Genomic DNA, 22,053 nt, shown 5'->3' on the forward strand with positions numbered 1-22,053 from the left:
TCTGGTATAGGTGTACCTACATTTAAATTCGCTTCAAACCAATCTTTTTTTATTGTTAAAAGATCATTTACAGCTTTTATTTCTGAATCACCACTACCAACAAGGGAAAAACCTCATCTTGTGTTTAGTATTGAAATGGCGTGATTATCGCATTTTCAACGCTTTAACTTTGTGACTAAACTAGACAAAAATAGACTAAATTGACACGCGTTTGACACTTTCACCCCACCTATTGCAGGCGGGGTGTTTTTATCCGTTATCTTTTTCGAGTTGTTTTTGATAGTTGTATAAGGCGATACCTTTTTCGAAACTCAACTTTTCTACAGTTCTTTCCCCACGTCTTATTCTTCTAATAGAAGAAGCGTCAACACCTGTGTTCTTTTCAATTGTAGTTGCATCAATATTTGAATCAATTAATTTTTTTACTGTTTGAATTATCATATAAAACATGGATAGGCTATTGATTAATTACTTTGTTATAAAAAGAATAGAATGTATACAGCAAATGCTAGAGCTAAGATGCCAATTGTATAATTTAATACAATTTTAAATTTCGTAAGATTTGTCATATTAGTCACCTCGTTTTATACTATGAGGGAGGGAATTAAATCCCCCACCATAGTTTGATTATTGAAGCAAGTGTTGCAATCCCCAAGCAGTAGTTTCGAAAGGTATTGCTTTTGGATTCTGCAATTCTTGCTTCTATTTCTTGCCGTTGTAGCCTATCCATGTTATCACCTCCCTTACTACACTTATCATTATACAGGACAATCGTCCTTTTTACAACCCCTATCACTAACTTTTTTTAATTTTTACGCAAAAAATACCACACCGGTTAGGGTGTGGTGGGCGATTACTTAAACTTTCAAATAAGTATTCAATGCTTGTAACGTTTGGTTTTTCTCATATTAATAACAGCGAAAATTTTTACTTAGCTGAAAAAAATTAATTTTCCATTGCAACACAGGGCGTTTATCAGCATTAAAAAAACGCTACTTGTATATGGTATTCACTCATTTTTTCTGGTCAATAGGTCTTCAATATTTTTTATTTTTTCATATATCTTTTTGTTATAGTCGATACTTTCTTGTTTTGTAATTTTTTTAGTAAAAATGTCGTAAACTAACCAAAATATGACAAATACAACAACTCTGATAAATGAAATGAACATTAAGATTAGTAAAAAGCAATTTAAAATATCGAACTCATATAAAATGCCGTCTAATAAAAAATTTAATATATATAAAAACGAACATATCAATCCGACAACTAAATATCTCATAGAAATCAAATAGTTCTTATTACTTAATTTATCCAACCCTCCACCATCAATAAAAGTTGGGTACATCAATATTAATGAAATATACATTCCGATAAATATAGAATCAATATTTAATATCATATCATTTTTCTTTTCAATGACGTTTTTCAAAAAATTAACTATCGCATTATCTAAACCAAAAATCACAATAATCAATATATATACTACAACAGTTATAGCAACGAGATATTTTTCTATAAAGGTTAAAATTTTCATTTAAATACCTCTTCTATTTTTTTATAAATAATATATTCTTTCACTAAAGTGCAAATCCCTTAAAATTTGATTTACCTTTCTATTCAATATTTCATAGTGATTGTCTCTATAATCTCTTTCAACAGTATCTATTATATATTCCCATCCATCTGTATCCTCATCTCTATCAACTTCGGAAATATAATTTCCATAGTCACTTAAATTAACTGTTTTTGTTGGCCCATTTAGTGGTTTATATCTTACATTGAATTTTGCAAAATTATCATTTAAATTATTTTGTAGAACTAAATCTATAAAAATCATCATAACTTCTTGATCTAAATGATTATTAGCTAATCTACCATTACTTATTTTGATATCTGCCATATTTCCCCCATCATTGTGTAAGAAATGATTTATAGAATTTATCATTGTAATAATCGGACCTAGATTATCATTATCATTTAGATTTTCCAACCTATTTAAATTATTTTCCCTACTAAAGCTTGCTTCAATTTGTTTAATTTGTTCTGCATTTCTCAATTCATTAAGATCAAAATCTTTTTCTATCGAAAGAAATTTAAATTCCCATATTTCATCTTCATTATTTCTTAAAAAAGATGAAAAATAGTTTTCTATCTTAGTTTTTCTCGGTCCGAAATGATTATATTCAAACATAAATAAATGGTTTACGTGGCAATGATAGGCAGAAATAGGTTCAATAATATCATAGTCAATATTGTCTAACCTATCCGTTCCTCTCTCACCTTGTTTTGGTTTTTTGTTTCTATATCTTCCCATACAAAAATAACTATCATTTATATCATTTCTTTCAAATGGATTTCTATATTGGATAATTGAATAAAATTCATCTTGAATTTCAACTTCCCTATCTTCTATATCCAGTCTAATAATATAATTAATTAAATCGGTGACAGGTGTTCTTGTCGGTTCATCATTACAATAAATAATAGGTATATAAAAGTTTACTTTTTTAGTCATTCCCCTAATCCTCTTTCTGTGTGTAGTAATGTAATTATACAATACATTTAACACAACAAAAATAGGAAATATAAAAAAACGCAACCAACATCGGGGAAAGACATTGGTTGCAACTACACACCTTTATTATACAACAGTAAATAAAGTTACTCAAATATTTATTTCTATATTTAAGTTTCATGTTATAACACAAAAAATAGGCTATCTATATATATGATAGTCCTAATTTATTACTTAACCTCTATTTTTCCCCACAGTGCTTTTTCTTTCAATAATTTTCCTTCTTTATCAGTAATTTTTCCAATCGGCATATAAAAATTATCCTTCTTATTAGCCCCATCCGCTTGATACTTAAAGCGAATCCACCACATCTTGTTTTTAACATCTTTAATCACTTGATCAAATACTACATATTCACCTGGATAAATCCATGAACCACTGTCCACTTCTTCCGCATCCATTCCAAATGCGCGACGTACGACAATCGCATCGTCGTTATCTTCATAAGCAGTGAAAATACCATGCCATGCCCACACCGTTTTAGGTGGTTTACCTTGCTTCGGCTTGCTCACCGTTTTTGCTACTTTCGGCGCTGGTGCATCTCCATTCATATACTTAACGACCAAATCATCAATAATATGCATGTCGTGTCTGCCATAACCCGCTGCTTCCAAAATATTGCCTGGATCTTGCTTATCGTACTGAATATCTTGATGGCCTGGCATTTCATTACGTGGGTTAATATCCCAAGAATTACACAACGCACCCATAATACGACACGCATTGTCTAATGACTTACGTGTTCTATTCCTATCAGAAAAGTAACAAGCTTCTAACCCAAAAGCGATATCATTCGCATCATCACCGTACCAATTATTGTCGATAGGCGTATCATACAATACATGCCATGCCTTTTCAGTCACTGGAATACAGATAATACACTCTTTATCGTCCACAAACACATGCGCTGATGCAGTATAAGCCCAATCGATATTATACGTATTTCGATAATAATCGACATTATTTTGAGCGGTGCTATCCCTATTTCCTGTATCGTGAAACACCGCAAATTTAGGATTCCCACTTACGAGCCTTTGACCGCTTCGACGTGTCCCAATTGGCAAAAAATCCGTATATACGGGTACACCGTTCCATGTACCGATTTTTTCTTTAACCATTTTGTAACCTCCTTCTTATCATTTTTTAGTTGTATCCGACATTTCTTCTTTTAACTCATGCATAATTGACTTATGCTCATCATTCCCAATTATTGCTAACTTCTCAGCAATCTGTTTAGGAATTAAAACACCCATCTCAGCACAATTCTCTACAATCGACAGTCCTTCATTGGCAATGTAAAAGAATAACGTCACCATCACAATACCGCCGTTCGTACCAATAATTTGATCAATCATATTAGCTAAAATAACAATACAGAAAATCAATAGCTTCCTAGCATAACCAAAAAACGAAGCATGACTCCATAAATTCTTATTTTTTAGCGCCTTCGCAACGCCAGTTAAAATATCTAACCCCATCAATATCATCAAAAAATATAAAATTTTTAATTCCCCCGCAAAAACAAACGTTTTAAAAACCTCAGACTCTGTAAAGCTTATCATCATATGAATCACCTCTAGTTGTTTCTATACGTAATTTTGATTGGAACATTTTTGAATTCTTGTGCAATGTCTGGCTCTTCCTCTCCTATACTCACTAAATGGCGAATAAAACGTTCAACTTCATCGGTAGACCTTCCATTTACACCAGACCAATATACTGTATTTTCTACATATTCCGGATTTGATAAAACTTCGTTACCAAATTCAACTTTTTCTACACTTTTACCTTCAAAATTTAACGCTTCAGGATTAACAGCGATTCCAAATAAACCGCCTAGATCCCTAAAAATTCGATTTGGTACAACTGTAGCACTATATGTACCGTCACTATTTTCAGTAGGATTAACCGCTACTTCTGTCGGCGCATTATTGCTATTTGACTCCTCATCATTGCTTGTTGCTAGTTCAGAAGTGCCTTCAGCTTCTGTTGTGTTAGAATTCGATTCTGCCACAACGCTATTATCAGCCTCATCAGCATATGTGACTTTAAGTAATTCAGGTAAATATTCAAAACCACGTTCAGTCGTATAACCCGTTTTAGTTAAGCTGTCAGTGAATTGCGTTACATCAGAAATACGGTTATATTCGTCTGTATTATTTGGAATCGTATACCAATATGGCGAATTTTGAAGTGTACCCGAAGCATTCAAAATAGATGCCTTTTGACTTTCTATTTTCAATATTTTCTTGTTTTCTAAACTTATTTCTGATTCATCAAAATTTATAATAAAACTTTGATTTTCTTTCCAAAAAATACCTGTAGGATACAGATGTTTAACGACAGTTCCGTTTCCTAAATCTTCATCAGGTGACAATTCCACTTTATTTTCAAACTTAGGACTTACTGCATATTTTTCTAAAAATGATTGAATGCTATTCGATATGAATTCATGACCTTTTTCATTTGGATGTAGACCATCTTCCTGGCCTTCTTCATATGCAAAAAAGGTCTTATTTACAGCAGGTTCCCATACTCTCAAATTACTTTCATGGTACAGATCCAAAACAGGTAAACCGAACATTTTAGAGATGTTTATAATGACATCTACTAATTGTCCTAATGTATAACCTGCCTCGTTCGCCACTTCTTTCAACGGATAACATTCTATTCTAGGAAGCGGCGTCATTACTACAATTGGTGTATTAGGGAAATGATTCGTTAATTGCAATAAAGTAAAATAAATACTGCCTGCAACAGTTCGATAATTACGTTCTTCAGCAGTACCTAATGGGTTCGTCTTATCACCTACTAGACCATAATCATTAGTACCTAAAAAGACGCAAATAAAGTCTGGTTGTTCTTTAATTTCTAAAGCAACATTTTTACGGTCTTGAAATCCTGTGCCGCTAATCCCCATATTAATGACATTCAAACCTGTTCGTGCAGCAATGAATTCATGATAATTTGTTGTTGTTCTGAAATTCTTCTCAGTGATACTATCACCAACAAAAACACCTGTTTTTCCTTTAAGCACTGATAAATTTTTAGGTTCATCCAGTTTTAAATCATCTTTGTTATCTAATACGACATCAGATACAACTTTCTTTAATTCATCCAAATCAAATAATTTAGATTTCAATGCATTTTTAATAGCGGTATAAACCAAATCAACATTAACTTCTTTAGAAATCGCTTTGCCTAATTGACTTTCAACTACCTCAAGTTCAACACTGTTATCGCTCGAAAAAATGCGACCACCACACACAATTTCAACCGTGTAAATATGAGCTGGTATCATCTCAGCAATGCTAAACGCTACAACATCGTTATGCACACGACCATCAAATTTATACACATCATCACCATGACTTAAATAAACTGTCGCGGTTGACTCAAGCGTTAATTCGTCGTCGTTAAAATCACCTAACCTAAATCTCAATACTGATGTGTCACCCTGTTTAATACAAGTGCCATCAATTGCTGTTAACGTATTCACTAAAACTTTCAAAAAATCACCTCTTAAAGCAAATATAAAAAAGGATGGACAAGCCACCCTTTTATTCATCATCTATCTTTTTTATTCATCAAAAAATATTGACTAAATTAATTACAAGTACGTTTAAAAAATGCCATAAATTGCAGTAATATACGCATTCGAATCAACTGCTTTTTCATCTCCAGTTGCTCTTAATGCTTTTTCTAATACAATGTGTGTGTCATCTTTTATTCGAATTACAACTTCATCAAGATAGCCGTTTTTAAAGCCACCATCAACGCTACGCATTCCGATATTATTTAAATAAATTGTATTGCCATTGCTAGGAATCTTAATAAACTCAACAGCATGTCGATTTGTAGTATAGCTAACTTCAATCAGTAAATTCCCAAAGTCATGACAATTTCCTTTTAAAGTGGCAGTTTGCCCCTTAACTAAATTGCCAGACCATAATTTCACTGGCACAGAAGTGACCCATCGACCATGTAATTTACCGTTATATTTTTCAATTGCATAGCCTGTGCCTAACATCGTAAGCATACCATTATTTTCGTTCTTCATAACCGCTTCAATGTATCCATCTGCATTGTTTGAGTTACGTGTGGGCACATTTTTAGTTGTGCTGTTAAAATAATAAACACCCGATTTTGTAATAGTAGAAACATCATCGAGTACACCTGTTTTAACACCCGTCACCTCTTCTTTAATTCGTCCCACTTCTTCGTTAGTTTCACGCTTTAAACTTTCTATTTTTCCATTGATACTATCAACGTTGTTAGTAATCGTATTGATTGCTTCGTTAAGCTCAGCTCTCGTCAAAATCTCGCGTTCATTCGCGATACCTTGAATCAAATCTAACTGTTGCTTTAATGCTTTGGCTAAAGTGACATTCGCTTCTACTTGAGCTTCTGTTCCTGCAGCTTTAATTTTCAATTCTTCTAAATACGTATTAATTTTACCTTCTAACTCTGAGACTTTTTGTTGATACTCAGTGTAGTATGATTCTGAGTTAATGCCAAACTCAACCATATTTTTAAGTACTCTTACTTGAACCTCAAGCGTTGAATCTGTTTGTTCACCGCGTTTTAATTTAAAAAACGCTTGTTTATATTCTCCTTCAGCAGTACTCGCTTGATGTGGAAATGTATATCGAAATACACCATTGACAGGATCTAATACAATTGCACCGCGTGTGTCGATAATTTTTTCCCCATCCGGTTTAACGCCCTCAAAAACAGGTGTAAGACCTGTTAAGTTATATGGTGTGCCGTTCGACCATACTGTAACCGTTACTGTTTTAAGCCCGCCATCACCTACACGCGTGATTAAATGTTGTTGCTTCTCTTGCGCTGTGCCAAGCTTCGTCATGTCATAAAATAAGTCTTGATTTGCCATAACTTATACCACTCCCTTAACCATAAAAATAGAAATAATTTTTTAATAATTCATGTGTAATGACTTCATGTCCTAATTCATTCGGATGAAGCCCATCCACCATGTTTTTAACACGGAACGCAGGATTGTAAGGATCTAACAAATGCGTATGATATGCATCAAAAACAGGTACATTTAATTCTGAACATGCAATTACTTGCGCATTTACATACGCTTCTAAATCAAGACCTAAACCATTTTTATCTGTATCTTTACGTCGTATCGTTGTACCGTTGACAGGCAGTTGTCTTGTTGCCGTCATTACAATAATTTTGGCTTTAGGATTATTTGTTTTAATCAATTCAACTGTTTTACAAAACGCCCCATAAAACGTTTTGACATTTGTCTTACTCGTTCCGATTGATACACCAGCCGAACCATTATAAAGCCAATCATCATCAGTCCCTTGAATAATGACTAAGTCCATATTCTTGATTTTTGCCGCTTGTTCATAAATTGAATTGGGTTTAACTGTGGACATTGTTGCACCGCCTACAGCTACATTTTGTACAGTAGCCTCTAGCATTTCAGCGAGATACATGCCAAAGTTTTTACTCGCTCTACTTCCTTTTGCTACTGAGTCCCCGATAATACCGATTTTTTTAACAGTTTTAATCGTTGCGGACTTGTCGAAAAAGTTAGCAAAAATCATGCCGTTTTCTGTCACGACAAGTCTGTCATCGTTTGCCGTTTGAGTTGTTTTAGCTTGGATTGTTTTAATATCTGCATCCAATCTTTCTTTCAAAGACGCATGACGTGTACCTTTTAAATCTGTCAAACTCTTTTCATAATCATCTGTAATTTGTAATGGGGATAGCTCAGGCATTACGATCGCACGTATTTCTTTTTGAAGTTGCTCGTAAAACCGTGATAACATTGCATCCACATCCACTTGTGCACTCTTGTTGTCGATAAACTTTTTAATTTCATTAAAATTTTCCTCTAAAATTTTTCTGTACTCCGCATTTAAAACAGTTGGTAATTCAGTTTTAATCATTTCTATCACCTCAATACTCTAAAATTTCACAGAGACGAATTTTATTAGTTTTATAGCTCGCATTATTATTTTCACTCACGCCTACGACACTTGTGTTTAAGACAATCACTTGTTTAATACATATTTCATTCGCCATAGTTGGAATCGCTTCGGCAATATGTGCAGCACTGTGTGTCGCGACATGATACTTAGGAATATGTTGATAGTGATATAGATTATCTGACGTATCTAAACGCCACACCAACACGATACCCGTTTTACAATCGCTCACAGGTTTATTTAACGTCACTCGTTGCGTAGCATTCGGCCAAACATCTATATTTCGGTTTAAAATTTGCGAACCACTTGACCCCGATACACTACTACCAGACCCACCACTCACCGCTCTATAATCTACAGAATCCGTGTTCAGTCGGTCGAGCTTTTGCTTATCTGCTGCACTCATTAAACCATTCGTCGTACTCGTTGCCACACTTAAATTTTGCGTACCACTTTGCTGATTCAATCCGTCTAGTTTCCGTTTATCTGCAGCGCTCATTAAACCATCAGACGTAGCCGTTGCATTAAGGAGACCATCGACGACATCCTTATGTGTCCTTGCATAGACTTCTTCTCCGTTATACGTTAAAGTTCTCGATTTTGTAATCGTCATACATTACTCACCTACATTCACAAATTTATAAAAAATCGACCCTAAACCACTTGTAGCCCCTGTATTAACAGTGCCATCTTGTGACATAGCGTCGAGCTTTATCTTATCTTCTTTTGACATCAAACCATTTTGTTGATGAGTCACTACCGGTATGGCATCAGTATTAATACCTGAACCTTTAAATAAATCAATAAAAGTCTTACCACCATCGTTACTATACACGATACCTTTTTTAGCTTTAAACGCCGTAACATGTAAACCATCAACCGCACTCAAGCCCTTATCATTCACGTTCAGCTGCTGTACAAAACTAAATATAGAATTTGATACACGAATAGCATTGTTTAATTTGTCAGCATCTTTACCAACATTCTTTTCAATTCGACTTACATAAGACGAAGCATTACTAACTGATTGTGCATATCTATCCCGCTTTTTGTAATCACCTAATATGACCGGTTGACTTATCACTTTACCTTTTGCATTACGCTTCGTCTTCACCTCGACAATGCGTACATATTCAAACACGTTGAGCACTTGTGAACCTACTGGGATATAGTCCCCAACTCTCGGCACCGCTTCCGGAAAATCATCTTGAAGCATTAAAAAATCAAGAGAAATCGACATTTTCAATGAATCATCTACTAAAGATTTCACTCGACTATATAAAATGTCTCTCTTTTTAATACGACCATCTTTAACAGGAGGCGCTTCATAGACACCCACAACATCAGCAAGAGGATGACGATATTCGACTTTCAATGCTGCTTTCTGAAACTTCGCATTGTCTTTAAAATTACCAAAACCTTTTGCGTACGTATAAAAATCAGTCGCATCTTCTTCAATTTGAAAATTCATCGCGTTTACAAAATCTTTTAAATAATACGGTTGTTTACGTTTTACTGATTTCGTAATCACAAACGTGCGATCGTGCGGATTATATTCAAACTCAGCACGATAATGCTTTAACCCGTCCTGCAACAAATTAAGCACTGTATCGCCATCACCTGCATTCTCAAAACGACTCGCATACAATTTATCTACAATCCTGACATTGTAACCAGTACCTCGAAAAATCGTATTGAAAAAACGGTCAGCCGTGAAACTCCCTGACAAATTGTCATACACACGTTTCCGCTTCAAGTCACTAATATGTTTCGCAACAGCAATACAGTTCAGTGTTTGTTTTTTTCCAACCGCATGACGTCTCGCAATTTTAATAACAAATTCCATTAAGTCTGCTTCACCACCAACGTTTTGAACCTTCCAAAACTTAGTGATACGATTCATTAAATCGCGATTATCATCCGTTTCAACCACTTCAAAATTGAGGGTCATATCACCGTTTAATTTATGCGTCGTTTCAGTTTCTACGGCTAACAAATATGCGTCGCCTTGCGGACTTATAATCTTAAACAATATGAGCCCTCCTTTTACTTAAAATAAAAGCGCATATCGAAATTGACATGCGCAACAAGTTGATTAAATTTAAAGTGATTAAAACCAGGCTTAAAACGGGGAATCTCTATCCCCGCATATTGTAATATAGGCTCACCATTACGATAGACACGTACACCGTCATAAGTAATAATATCGCCAGGATTTAATGTGATACCACGAATGTACATGACCGTTCTATTATTCAATGACCATTTAAAATAATCAGTACGTTCACCGATAATTATCGTTACAACAGAATACATATTGAATTGGTCTAATGCAACATTACCGTGATAGTATACCTCACCGTCATTGACATGCTTAAAAGTATACTTCGTGTATGATAGGTCATCAAAATTAATTTTCATGTCTTCTGACCACATGTCAGTGAATTCTCGTTTTTCTAAATCGTTACTCGTTCCAATTGATTCAGCAAACGGCAATTTAACCGTCTCAAATTCCAGTTCAACACGACCTGAAAATTTTGTTTGCGTCGGTTTTAAAACATTACTCAACTTCACCAAATAACGCTTACCATCGATAAACTGCTCAAAGTGTTCAGCGTCATCCATTGAATCAGCACGGTCAGCTGCAACAGCATCATGAAAATGGTATTGATTTTTATCACGCTTACGCAACTCTCGAATATAAAAAGGCTCATTCTCTTGCACAATACTATAAAGCATCGTCCTTTGTTTGACATAATCTGAGTTATTATCTGTCACAAAAAGACACGGAATATCAATCTTACGATTAACAAACACAGAATCAACAAGGTACCGACCATGTAACCCGTCAATTTTTGCATATTTATCATCATACTCCATACCTTCAACCACAAAATCTAACACATGAATGTCAAAATCACTTAAAAAATAGGACGCCCCATCAAGTTTCGTAATCTGAACATCCACAAAACCCCCTCCTTAAAATTCAAAAGTTGCGTCGTTATCTGCATTAATCCCATTGACAATCGCAGTCATCGCGTTATTATCAAGTTGCAACTCAACACGCACCAAACGTTGATGAGGTCGTTCCTCAAATTGATGTTTGTGCACAACATTAGACACAAGACGTGCATCCGCATTAGACAAATCACCGACCATATCACCAACATTTAAGTTTGGATTAAACACATCCACCGCACGCTTTGCAGCATCTCCAACAGAATCAATAAATTGGTCTGCACGTGCTGCAACACCTATTGCTGCACCATCCATCATAAATTGACCTATCTTTTTAAATACTCTTGACGGTGAATGCATATCTAAAAAGTCATACACCCAGTCAAGCGCTCCACTAATAGCATCTTTAACCGCATCAATCAAATCACTTGCTGCGCCTACAACACCATCGACAAGACCCATAATTAAATTATGTCCTGCATCTTTAAATTTTCCAACAAATTCTGTAACTGCATTATAAGCATTTTGTACTTTCTCTTTAATTGTGTTATAAAACTCTGTCATTTTTGACGTTACTGTAGATACGATTTTATTAAATGTATTTGATACAAAGGTCTTCACTTTTTCTAGAACAGTTGTAATTACAGTGACTAATGTATTCCAAACTGTTGATGCAATTGCAACTACTGTATTCCATAACGTTGACAAAAAGTTAAAAATCGCATTCCAAATCGAACGCTGTATGTTCCAAATTGTTGTTATGACAGTTACTATAATAGTCACTAATAAATTCCAAGAAAAGGTAGCAAGCGTGACTATCGTATTCCATAACGTTGACAAAAATGTTAGTATATTTTGCCATATTGTCGTTATCCATGTTACTGTGCCTATCAATACATTTACAATAGTTGTTAATAGTAAATCCCATAAAACAGATGCGACTGTTGATATATCTGTCCATAAATCGATAAAGAAAGTACTTATTGAATTCCACATATTAATGATGAAATTTCTGAAAGCTTCATTTTTATTCCATAAAACAGTAAATATCGCAATTAAAGCTACAATCGCGCCAATCACCAAACCTATTGGAGAGGTTAAAAACGCAATTGCTGAACCTAAGAAAGGGAATAACTTTGCTACTAAACCTATTGGACCACTTAATAAAGTAAACACTCTACTAAGCAATAACATCGTTGTCTTTAAAAATCCAAATCTAGAAATTAAAGGTGATAAATATGTGAGAACACCTATAAAAGTAGGAATCCATGTCATCAACACACCACCAAAAGTGATTAACACCCCGATAACTTGAGCAACAGCAGGATGAGTTTTAAACAACTCTGCGACAAATCCAGCAAATTTGGTAATCAAACCTAATACCACTTGACCAATCGGTGCCATTGCTATAGCAAAATTGATTAAGGCACTTGCTACATTTCCAATTAAATCAATAAACATAGGACCGTTTTGCTGTACGTAACTAATAAACTTTTTAAAACTTTCTGATTGACCTACTGCCTCACTCCATTCTTTAAATCGACCCGTCATTTCAGATAACGTTTTAAATAAGCCTTGCGAATTACCACTAAAGGCTCTAAACAGATTGATGATACCTAAAAACGTATCACCAAAAATTTTACCGATAACGGGCAAATTCTTTTCAGTGTATGCAATGAATCTTTGAATACCTTTTTCAGTTGATACCTTATTCGCCCATTTTTGAAATGATTTTCCCATATTATTGAATCCTTCAGATGCCCATTGAAAGAGTGGCATAAATTGCGTGAATATGTTAACCAAGCCGTCACCGAAACGACCGACGGCACTCATTAGATTCGAAAAGATTTTAACACCGGTCGAGTCCATTTCTTTAAAAGCTTTTTTAGCAGTATCTGATTTTTGAATCCAGTTATTCATTGATTCTGCATTTTTATCAACAATACTAGCAATACCACTCAAAAACGGCTCTAACTGCTGAACTGCTGACGTTACACCGTTAAGCGCATTACGCATTGCTCCAAATATATGTGTCGCATTTTGTCGAATAATACTTTGCCATGCTAATTTTAAATTTTTTAATGCTACTTGATAACCGAATGTAGCTTCACTCGCTGCGATGGTTCCTTTCTCAAGCATTTTTGTAGCTGTTTTAGCCATCAGACCAAAACCAACAAGCCCGACACCCGCGACACTAAAAGCACCCGCAGCACCTAATGCGCCACCCGCAACAACACCGAGTGCATTACCTACTGCCATAATGACGGGTACCGCGCTTGCGATAATTGGAATAAGTGCCGAAAATGAAGAAAGCATTACCCCTCTTAGCATAGATTGTCCAATTGCTCCAAACGTTCTGATGGATTTAGCAAGTGCCTCCATACGTTGATTAAAAATGTCTGATCTACCGTTTATCTTTTTTAAAGCTAATGCAAAAATATTTGATTTTTTATTATCAACATCCACAATAATCTTTGACTTAATACGATTCGGAATACTTCTTAAGCGTGCTTTAAAGGCTATTACTTTTGCAGTTGCTAAACCATTATCCACATCAAGCGCGATGTTAATGTTTGAATGGTCTAACTTTGCGACTTCAGCTTTCACTTTATCCACTTTTGCACTAAACAAACGATCGTTTAAATCTAAAAAAGCGTTTGCACGTTTATTATTAATAAAATCAAGTGCGATTTTAGCGTTATCAACTTTTTCATCCACTTTATTTTTTGCTTCAATAAGTGCCGTTGCTTTTTCGTGTTCAAGCGCTTCAAGCTTTACTTTCACACTGTTCACAACTTCATTCAAACGACTTGCATCCGCATCTAATGTGACATCATCAATCGTTTTTGATACCTTTTCAAAACGTTCAATTGTCTTTAAAGCAGAATCAATCGCCTTCTTAAACTTTTCTGTATGGGCTTCAAATATCGTTTTGACTTTGTGTACATCTTCCGCCATCTCTACACCTCCTTATAGCATATTGTTAATATCTGAAATGACAGACAGTAACTTGTAATCATCTTCAGACACTTTTTCAACCTCTTGCGTGTATCCCCAGTGCTCGCCATGCCAGAGCTTGTAATAACATTCTTTGTAGTTTAAAATGTCATCCTCACTTTTAAAGTAATATTCTTCTTTTGGCTTATCTTTCGTCCCGACATTTTTGGTCGCATTCGCATATCGAATTAAAAAAGCCTGCTTCACACGCTCATACTCTCTTTTTAGTTCAATGAATTCTTGGGCAAAAACGCGGTAATGATATTCTGCTAATGTCATATCGTTAATTTCATCCAACCGCTTTATGCCCAATGTACTCATACACGTCACGACAATATAGTCATACGTTGCGACGATAGCATTTTGTTCTGAAACATCATCATCATGACTTAGTCTTTTTGGTGTTTTTTGATGAGGTCTTGGGTTAAAACATGCTTCCCCATTTCCTCGATAACAACTTTACCAAATGCTTCAAATGAGCCGTATGTTTCATGTGCATACACTAACGCACTTTCCAATTGTGCTTCTGTTTTTAAAGGATACGGCTGTCTTGATGTTGCTGCTTTCAACATTATTGCTAATCCAACGACATCGCCTTCTTCAAGTTTAGGCACTAAAAAACCTAAACCTGAGCCAAGTTTTACCTTTTTCACTTCAAAACCTAAATCACGGTCTAACGCCATTAACTCACCTAAACCAAAATGTAAAACAACCTCATTATTATCAACTAAAACAGATACCATATTGCTTTCACCTCATAAATTTAATAAAAAAGACGGGCATTAAACCCGTCTCGTTATTCATTTTCAACTTCTGCATTGCCAGTACTATTTGTCACTGCGTCTGCAGCAGTGGTATCGTGGAATCGATAACCTGCAGCCGTCAATTTCGCTTTCATCTCTTCAGGTAACGTCGCATAACCGTATTTTGTACCGCCACCCGATTCATTAAATTCCACTTCATACTCCACAATGCCACCGACTTCACCTTTTAAATCAAACTTCTTAAAGACACCTTGCATATACTCCGATTTATATTTATTCGCATTTGTCTCACGCCCAACGTTCTTACTATCCGCAAGCCAAATCTCATAAACCGTTTCACCTAATCCCTTCTCGATTTCTTCAGGTAGTGAATCTTCACGCGACATTAACACCGTTACACTAAATGTCGTCTTTTTCGTCCCGCCAGTCGTAAATGAGCCGTCAAACGTGTCAACAGTATCGCCATCGCTCTCAACACTCTTTTTGTACTCTTTACCGAGCATCAACTTCTTAGCAGCTTCAGCTTTTCCCTTTTCACGTAACAAAATTAAAAGGTCTTTACCTTTTACTAAATCAGCCATTCATAAACACTCCATTCTTAATAAATTTTATAATCTGCAGTTATCACCGTATGATTCAGTAATTGATTCGTTGTCGTATCAACAATAAAACGTGTATCGATATTGTCAGGCATCGCATCATAGCCGTCTAACTCAATCGGCGTTGACACGACACTTTCTGCAAAACTAACAGCATCATCATGCACACTTTCGTCGTCCGCAACACTCCACACGTGAATTAACAAGGTCGCTTCACTTGAAAAACGGTCAAACGCCAAAAACGACTTTTTCACATTCATCCGTTGCACAACAAAAAAAGGATACGGGAGGGTTTGTCCGATATCCTTTACATCAATCACTGGTACACCATACTTCAATAATTGCTTAAACACTTTGTTATATAGTTGTAATTGTGGTGATAACATCACATCACCTAACCTTTCAACAAGCGCATAAAATCATCACGCAACTGTTCACCCATCTGTTTACTCGTCGGACGCATAAACGGTTCAGCCTCCATGTAACGCGTACCGTATTCCACAAATCCCGAATAAGCTGCGTTTGAGATGAGCATAAAGGACAGCGAATCAAGCATGTCACTCTCTATTTCACGCGCTAAATTCCCCGTCCAATAGCCTTTCACCATGACAGCACGTGCATTTTCAACGGCGATTCCCGGCGCTTCTTTACAAGTTTCAGTCATAATCAAATTCACATCATCATCAATGTCAGACATGTTTTTAAGTACACGTTTTAAATCATCAACGCCCGTGATTTTCATCATTCACAACCTCCTCAACATAAAAGGTCGTTTGTCTCCTACTATCCACACGCTTTTTTATTGCATAGCACACCCCGTCTATTAAAGCATGTGTCGGTTTATAATCCACAACCGTATTCAAACGAATCACATTTATCGCCTTATAGACATCACCGAATAACAGTGATGTCCTTGATGGCGACAATGGGTTGATATTACAAACAAGCGTTTCATGTCTCACAGTCTCACGCTCATATTGATTGGTGTCAGGGTTGTACCGCTTTCGTCTTTTTGTCACCAACATGACACGATTTGAAAACCTCAAAAGAACAACACCTCACCGCAGCCATCATCAAAAAACTTATTAATGAAGCTGTCATATTGCTTGAAGTCGTCTTCTTCATACGACATTGAACGACCTTCAACACTTTCCGACACCATACCTTCAGAACCTACCTTGTTATAACGCTTCACCGCAACCTCAATCACAATAAAGTAAAGGGGTTGCGGAATAAACGCTTGTTCTTTCGGTAAACGTAATTTCAACTCGTCAACAACGTTGGTGACGATTTCATAAAGCAACTTGTCTTGTAAGTGATCATCAATGCCAATACGGTTTTTGACTTTATCCACAAAAGCCTTCATCTCAATCACCCACTAATTATTTTTTATGAGCGTCTTTACCGTCTTTTTTAGGCGCTACAGCAGTACCACCAAGTGTGTAGATGAATTTTTGTAACTCTTCCGGTACAAACGCACCAGTGTAAAGCAATTGTTCAACTGATTCGCCAAAGCGACCAGGAATGTTACTGTTTGTTTTCGTCTCGTTCACTTGAAGCGGTGACGCACACACTTGACCTGCAACCGCAATCGCCTCAACGCCCTGTAAGAACTTAGTCGGTACAACGACAACAACAAAGCCATCTAACTTACCTTGTACACCTTGACTTAACACTTGTTGCTTGTTATCCCCTTGTGGCAATTGAATGACAAGCTGTTTAATTTTAGTGTAGAAAGCAGGCGTTACGAATAATGTTCGGTTTGCAGGCGCAATATCGTCCGTCATCTTTTCAGTGACTGATAAAACCGCATCGTACTCACGATTCGCAGCAACCGCAATGTGTTCTTTCGCATTCTGAGCAATGTTTTTAAAGCGTAAGTTATCCAAATAAGGCGCGACCACTTCAGCCGATTGACGTGCAACCACATAGTTCACATCGATATTACCTTCAGTATCACGTTTATCAAGCTTATCGATAAAACGACCCCAATACTTCTCTTGGTCTAAGAAGTACGTGCGTTCAGTAATTTTCGGGCTGTCCATATGGTTCGCTTGCGTGCGGTCGTAGTCGCGTAATTCAGCCACATCACCTTTCATCACAGTGAATGAACGCCCCTCCATATAAATCGCATCATCCGTAATCAATGCAGGTGTCGCATACGACTTCGCATCTGTCACAGTTTTTACAATGCCAGTGTGTTTGTCCTTTAATTTCGTTTCACCCAGTGCCACTTTCGTTTGTGTTGCTGCTGCAGGTGTTGCAGTCCCGCCTGTACCCGTATCAGCAAAAAATTGTAAATTGAATTTCATCATCAAATCAACCTTTCTTAATTTAAAAATGTTTTCCACGCTTCATCAGTTTCAAGCTTCGGTGTCGTCACATGATTCCCAACAACATGGCTTTGTGTCGCTTTACTTTCTAACTGACGCTGTACTTCTTGATTCACCATCGAAACAAAGCTATCTACAGCTTCTTTTGTTGCTTCAGCTGTATCTTGAACGACCATATTCAATAAAGATTCAGGGGCTTGCATGCCTGCCTCACTAAACATCGCCATCGCTTCTTGACGCATCTTGTATGACTCAAGTTGTTGCTTATATGCATCACGTTCTTTTTCAGCCTTTTCAAGCTCGTATTGATGCTTTTGTTCGGCGTTCATCTTACGCAATTTATCAGCTTCTTTTTGCTTCTCAGCTAACTCATCTTGAATCTGTTGACGCATCTCTTTCGTACGTCGTTGCATCTCTGCATTCACACGATCATTCACTAACTTCAATTGAGACTCAGACAGTTCTTCAGCTTCTTGTGTCGCTTCAGCTGCTTCAGTTTCAGTATTCTCATCACTTGTCGCCTCTTCAGTACCCGCATCATTAAAAAATTGTAACTTCAACTTGAACCATTGTTCTTTCATATTTTCGCACCTCATTTAAATCTACTCTTGCAAGTTTAATGTCATTGCATGGTTTGGACTACACTTGCATCTTTTAACGCCATAAGCATGGTTTGGGCATAAAAAATAGCCACTGCAGCACAGTAGCTTAAAATTCAGTAAAAAAAGAACACCAGGATGATTGATTTACTGTTTCATCCGGTGCTTATTTTTGTTGTTTTTCTTTTTCAGCTCGTTCTTGCTCTTTTCTTTCTATTTCAAACGCTTTCCTTAATTCTTCAAAAACTTCAGCAGCTTCATGTGGCGTCATAGGTATATCCAATCCTAATGGACCCATAGTATCATCTCACTTTAAATTCAATTATGTCTTCATCATATAATTTTTTTAACACGTTTTCAATATATAGATCATCGAATAATTTTTCACCAACATCTTTAAAGGATTCACTACACACTTCAGCAATCCTTTCAGAATTATAGTTTTTGGTTTTTGTGATATGTTTAACTCGACCTAAGTTTGTAACTATAGTCATTGTTTTAATAGACCCAAATTTCACAAAAGTGAATAAATCATTTAACGAAAAACTCGAACCACCAGGATGATTATGCATTAATATTAAAGACCTTTTTGGTTCATTAAACAAAAGCTCTAGTTCGTCGCTACCCGGTCCAAAAGTAACTAAATTTTGTGTGCCCTTTACTGGTAGTGGTCTGTCATCATCTTTACCTTTAGATATAAAAGCGAATTCATTACTGTCATTTTCGGTCATCGCTTTTCTTAACAACCTTTTATGCTGTTCTTGGATATAACGACTTTCCTCTTCTGTATGACCTGGAATACTTACAAACTCCACGTTGTCTATATCGCTTTCAGTAATCATATGCTTCTTAGGCTTATTCGCCTCTTCAACGCTATTCGCATCAATCTCCTGACTGTCCTCACCCCTCAATCGATACTTCCCTTGTCTATCTTTGAAGAACTTATCACGCCAGTTCCCTACATGTGGTACCGTCGTGCTTCGACAATGGGGATGCATCGGCGGGGCATTGACACCAGGTACCATGTCTTTCACTTTAAAAACTTTTTTATCATAATGACGACAGATTTTAGACGTCTTTTCATCACGTTTCGCCACAAACTCATATTCGGCATCGTCGCCCATCGTTTCTAAATAGTGCATTTTCTGTGCTTCTGTTTGGACGCGTGCAGCTTCGGTAATCAATAGCCTTTTTGTATTAGCGACTGTCTGCTTCTGCTTCTTACGTATTTCCGGCACAAACTCATACGGATGACGCCCACGTAACATCACATGGCTTGCCATCCGCTCAACATCTTTTCTGAGTTCATCTTGATTATTCCAAAGTCGCTCAGACCAATTCAGCTTGCCAAAGTTAGAATACACAATCGCTTCAACATCTGACTGCTTCACATGCACATCCGCACCTAAAATACCTGCTTGATGTTTCAGTGTACGTGTCACGCTATCTTGTAAGTGATGATTCACCACTTTCTCTTGTTCCGCATAGGCTTTCGTCACAATCAAACCGAGCTCATGCTTTAACAACTGCTCACGATTCACATACATGGTCGTGTTATAACGCTTCAGCTCTTCATTCGCTTTTTCACTAAAGTCTTTATTTTCAACATAGGCTTTTGCTTGCATTTGAAACATTTCAACATCGAACGCATCCACAATCTTTTTCGCTTCTCGCCAGTCAATCCCTTCAGCCGTCGCAAGCTTGCCATAATACGCTAATAAGTTTTTGTATATCTCAGCCGTCATCATCGCCACAATGCGCTCAATTTCAGCCACCTTTGCAGCATCTTCCAATGTTTCAGACTGGATGAACATTTTTGCGCGCTCTAACCAGTAATCACTCAAGTTCGACATTGTTTATATCCGCTTTCTCTTGTTGCACAGGCATGGCGTCGTGGTAATGATGACTATCCGATGTCTCTTGCTCCTCCGCTTTCACTTTTTCAAGTTCTTCTTTAGGATTCTCAATATTCGGTAACCACGATAACAACGTTTCTTGACTCACGCGACCGCCAAGCTTAATAAAGATGTCTGCATATTCTGAGAGAGATTGCGGGATGTTAGGCTTAAACTCAATACGCATATTCGTAAAATCGACATGATCATTCAAGTGATTCCGCACACTTTGAATAATCGCAAACCGACGTTTAAAACCTTTCGTCAACTGCCTTTCAATTGTTGAGCGTAACTGTTCAAGTCCGAATAACTTATATTTCATTGCCTCACCCGACTGCACCCCACCGAAATGTTCATCGGATAAATCAGGCGTATTCGTAAACTTGTGGATGTCTTTTTGAATACGCTTCTTGTATGCTTCAACGCCAGCAACGTCATACTGCTTATAAATATAATCGACATTCGCATTACCGATACGGCCGGATGCATCAGGTTTTGTTTTTGCTAAAATAATACGGGACTTCCGCATCTTTTTAGCCTCTTCAATATCTAAGTCTAAATGCCCCTCAATTTTTAGCATCGCATCATTCAAATCGGTCATATAGTTCGCTGTATCAGACTCTGCGTAATCATATGCATCGATTAAATCGAGTACATTTTCAAACACACCTTGTCTGAACCGATTCGCATTGTATTCATGAATTTGTAACATCTGATGCATATTCACTTCCTGTGGCATATCTTGACGCACAATTAAGCGGTTATCGTCAATATAGAAATACGCACGATAATCAGCTGTATAGAAATCAATCAACGTCACATCTTTATTCTGTAGCTTTTGCGCGCGATAACGTACAGCTGCAAGAGGTTCTACATCAATGTCGTCACTGTAAATCACAAACACATTCTTTGGATCAAGTCGCTTAAAGATATCTTGATTGTCCGTATTACGATACACAATCTCATAAGCGCGTCCATAAATAATACAGTCTTCTAAAATCTCAACGTTAACAACATGTGCATCGTTAATGTCATTAATGTGTTGAATCTCATCAGCATATTGCTCATCGCGGAATGTGATTTCATTCCCGCCGATGTATCCTCTTATAAAGTCCGTACCGTTTTTGACAAATGCATGCGCAATACGATAATCCGCGTATGGTTCATCACGTCCCGGACGTTGATTGATTCCCTTATTATTCGTCAAATAATAATCGAGCAGCTCTTGTAATCGAGGACGTTGCTGATCTCGATGTAAATTAAAAAACGTTAACAATTTTTCACCATTTTTGGCTAACAAATCATCAACGTCTTTACACGTAAATATTAAATTACTGTCAGGTTTAAACCGCATTCTATCA

The 22,053-nt window shown here is 36.6% G+C and carries 23 protein-coding genes; all 23 read right to left on the reverse strand.

Features of this window, described 5'->3' with window-relative positions; all coding sequences use genetic code 11:
• Window positions 1-249: 249 nt before the first annotated feature.
• The 23 genes from GZH82_RS12215 to GZH82_RS13980 all read right to left on the reverse strand — a co-directional run bounded on the left by GZH82_RS12215 (window position 250) and on the right by GZH82_RS13980 (window position 22,046).
• Window positions 250-450 (reverse strand): XRE family transcriptional regulator, encoded by a 201-nt coding sequence (locus GZH82_RS12215; RefSeq protein ID WP_162682723.1) that lies wholly within the window; start codon window positions 448-450, stop codon window positions 250-252.
• 559 nt (window positions 451-1,009) lie between these two features.
• Complete coding sequence (locus tag GZH82_RS12220; protein WP_162682724.1) at window positions 1,010-1,537, reverse strand: hypothetical protein; 528 nt, start codon at window positions 1,535-1,537, stop codon at window positions 1,010-1,012.
• Window positions 1,538-1,558: 21 nt separating this feature from the next.
• The gene (locus GZH82_RS12225; protein ID WP_162682725.1) at window positions 1,559-2,518 is read right to left on the reverse strand and encodes a hypothetical protein; all 960 of its coding nucleotides are present in this window, start codon (window positions 2,516-2,518) and stop codon (window positions 1,559-1,561) included.
• 230 nt (window positions 2,519-2,748) lie between these two features.
• A complete protein-coding gene (locus GZH82_RS12230) occupies window positions 2,749-3,696 on the reverse strand; it encodes a peptidoglycan recognition protein family protein (RefSeq protein WP_162682726.1) in 948 nt (315 codons plus the stop codon).
• A gap of 18 nt (window positions 3,697-3,714) precedes the next feature.
• Complete coding sequence (locus GZH82_RS12235) at window positions 3,715-4,143, reverse strand: phage holin family protein (protein ID WP_162682727.1); 429 nt, start codon at window positions 4,141-4,143, stop codon at window positions 3,715-3,717.
• A gap of 11 nt (window positions 4,144-4,154) precedes the next feature.
• Complete coding sequence (locus GZH82_RS12240) at window positions 4,155-6,089, reverse strand: SGNH/GDSL hydrolase family protein (protein ID WP_203232812.1); 1,935 nt, start codon at window positions 6,087-6,089, stop codon at window positions 4,155-4,157.
• A gap of 111 nt (window positions 6,090-6,200) precedes the next feature.
• Window positions 6,201-7,472: a phage baseplate upper protein gene (locus GZH82_RS12245; RefSeq protein ID WP_162682729.1), complete on the reverse strand. Its 1,272-nt coding sequence runs from the start codon at window positions 7,470-7,472 to the stop codon at window positions 6,201-6,203.
• Window positions 7,473-7,488: 16 nt separating this feature from the next.
• On the reverse strand, window positions 7,489-8,508 hold the full coding sequence (locus GZH82_RS12250; protein ID WP_162682730.1) for an SGNH/GDSL hydrolase family protein: 1,020 nt from the start codon (window positions 8,506-8,508) through the stop codon (window positions 7,489-7,491).
• 10 nt (window positions 8,509-8,518) lie between these two features.
• On the reverse strand, window positions 8,519-9,160 hold the full coding sequence (locus GZH82_RS12255; RefSeq protein ID WP_162682731.1) for a hypothetical protein: 642 nt from the start codon (window positions 9,158-9,160) through the stop codon (window positions 8,519-8,521).
• Window positions 9,161-9,163: 3 nt separating this feature from the next.
• The gene (locus tag GZH82_RS12260) at window positions 9,164-10,579 is read right to left on the reverse strand and encodes a tail tube TT1 domain-containing protein (RefSeq protein ID WP_162682732.1); all 1,416 of its coding nucleotides are present in this window, start codon (window positions 10,577-10,579) and stop codon (window positions 9,164-9,166) included.
• Window positions 10,580-10,593: 14 nt separating this feature from the next.
• A complete protein-coding gene (locus tag GZH82_RS12265) occupies window positions 10,594-11,514 on the reverse strand; it encodes a phage tail domain-containing protein (RefSeq protein ID WP_162682733.1) in 921 nt (306 codons plus the stop codon).
• A gap of 12 nt (window positions 11,515-11,526) precedes the next feature.
• Window positions 11,527-14,463, reverse strand: a complete 2,937-nt coding sequence (locus GZH82_RS12270; protein ID WP_162682734.1) for a phage tail protein — start codon at window positions 14,461-14,463, stop codon at window positions 11,527-11,529.
• Window positions 14,464-14,475: 12 nt separating this feature from the next.
• A complete protein-coding gene (locus GZH82_RS12275; protein ID WP_162682735.1) occupies window positions 14,476-14,823 on the reverse strand; it encodes a hypothetical protein in 348 nt (115 codons plus the stop codon).
• 68 nt (window positions 14,824-14,891) lie between these two features.
• The gene (locus tag GZH82_RS12280; RefSeq protein ID WP_162681685.1) at window positions 14,892-15,245 is read right to left on the reverse strand and encodes a tail assembly chaperone; all 354 of its coding nucleotides are present in this window, start codon (window positions 15,243-15,245) and stop codon (window positions 14,892-14,894) included.
• A 53-nt stretch (window positions 15,246-15,298) separates the two neighbouring features.
• Window positions 15,299-15,847: a phage tail tube protein gene (locus GZH82_RS12285; RefSeq protein WP_162681684.1), complete on the reverse strand. Its 549-nt coding sequence runs from the start codon at window positions 15,845-15,847 to the stop codon at window positions 15,299-15,301.
• Window positions 15,848-15,864: 17 nt separating this feature from the next.
• Entirely contained in the window at window positions 15,865-16,251 is a 387-nt protein-coding gene (locus GZH82_RS12290) for a hypothetical protein (protein ID WP_203232813.1), read from the reverse strand.
• Window positions 16,252-16,259: 8 nt separating this feature from the next.
• Entirely contained in the window at window positions 16,260-16,610 is a 351-nt protein-coding gene (locus tag GZH82_RS12295; RefSeq protein WP_343236260.1) for an HK97-gp10 family putative phage morphogenesis protein, read from the reverse strand.
• Window positions 16,588-16,884, reverse strand: coding sequence for a hypothetical protein (locus GZH82_RS12300; RefSeq protein ID WP_162681682.1), 297 nt, complete (start codon window positions 16,882-16,884; stop codon window positions 16,588-16,590). The genes GZH82_RS12295 and GZH82_RS12300 overlap by 23 nt, the downstream gene beginning before the upstream one ends.
• Window positions 16,885-16,907: 23 nt before the next feature.
• Window positions 16,908-17,231 carry a phage head-tail connector protein gene (locus GZH82_RS12305; protein WP_162681681.1) on the reverse strand — a complete coding sequence of 108 codons (324 nt, stop codon included), beginning with the start codon at window positions 17,229-17,231 and terminating at the stop codon, window positions 16,908-16,910.
• A 16-nt stretch (window positions 17,232-17,247) separates the two neighbouring features.
• Window positions 17,248-18,180, reverse strand: coding sequence for a sugar-binding protein (locus tag GZH82_RS14375; protein ID WP_238989579.1), 933 nt, complete (start codon window positions 18,178-18,180; stop codon window positions 17,248-17,250).
• 14 nt (window positions 18,181-18,194) lie between these two features.
• Window positions 18,195-18,779 carry a DUF4355 domain-containing protein gene (locus tag GZH82_RS12315; RefSeq protein WP_162682736.1) on the reverse strand — a complete coding sequence of 195 codons (585 nt, stop codon included), beginning with the start codon at window positions 18,777-18,779 and terminating at the stop codon, window positions 18,195-18,197.
• A 320-nt stretch (window positions 18,780-19,099) separates the two neighbouring features.
• Entirely contained in the window at window positions 19,100-20,650 is a 1,551-nt protein-coding gene (locus GZH82_RS12320) for a minor capsid protein (protein ID WP_162682737.1), read from the reverse strand.
• Window positions 20,634-22,046 (reverse strand): phage portal protein, encoded by a 1,413-nt coding sequence (locus tag GZH82_RS13980; protein ID WP_203232814.1) that lies wholly within the window; start codon window positions 22,044-22,046, stop codon window positions 20,634-20,636. The genes GZH82_RS12320 and GZH82_RS13980 overlap by 17 nt, the downstream gene beginning before the upstream one ends.
• Window positions 22,047-22,053: the final 7 nt, after the last annotated feature.

Source organism: Staphylococcus sp. MI 10-1553 (assembly GCF_010365305.1).
GTDB lineage: Bacteria > Bacillota > Bacilli > Staphylococcales > Staphylococcaceae > Staphylococcus.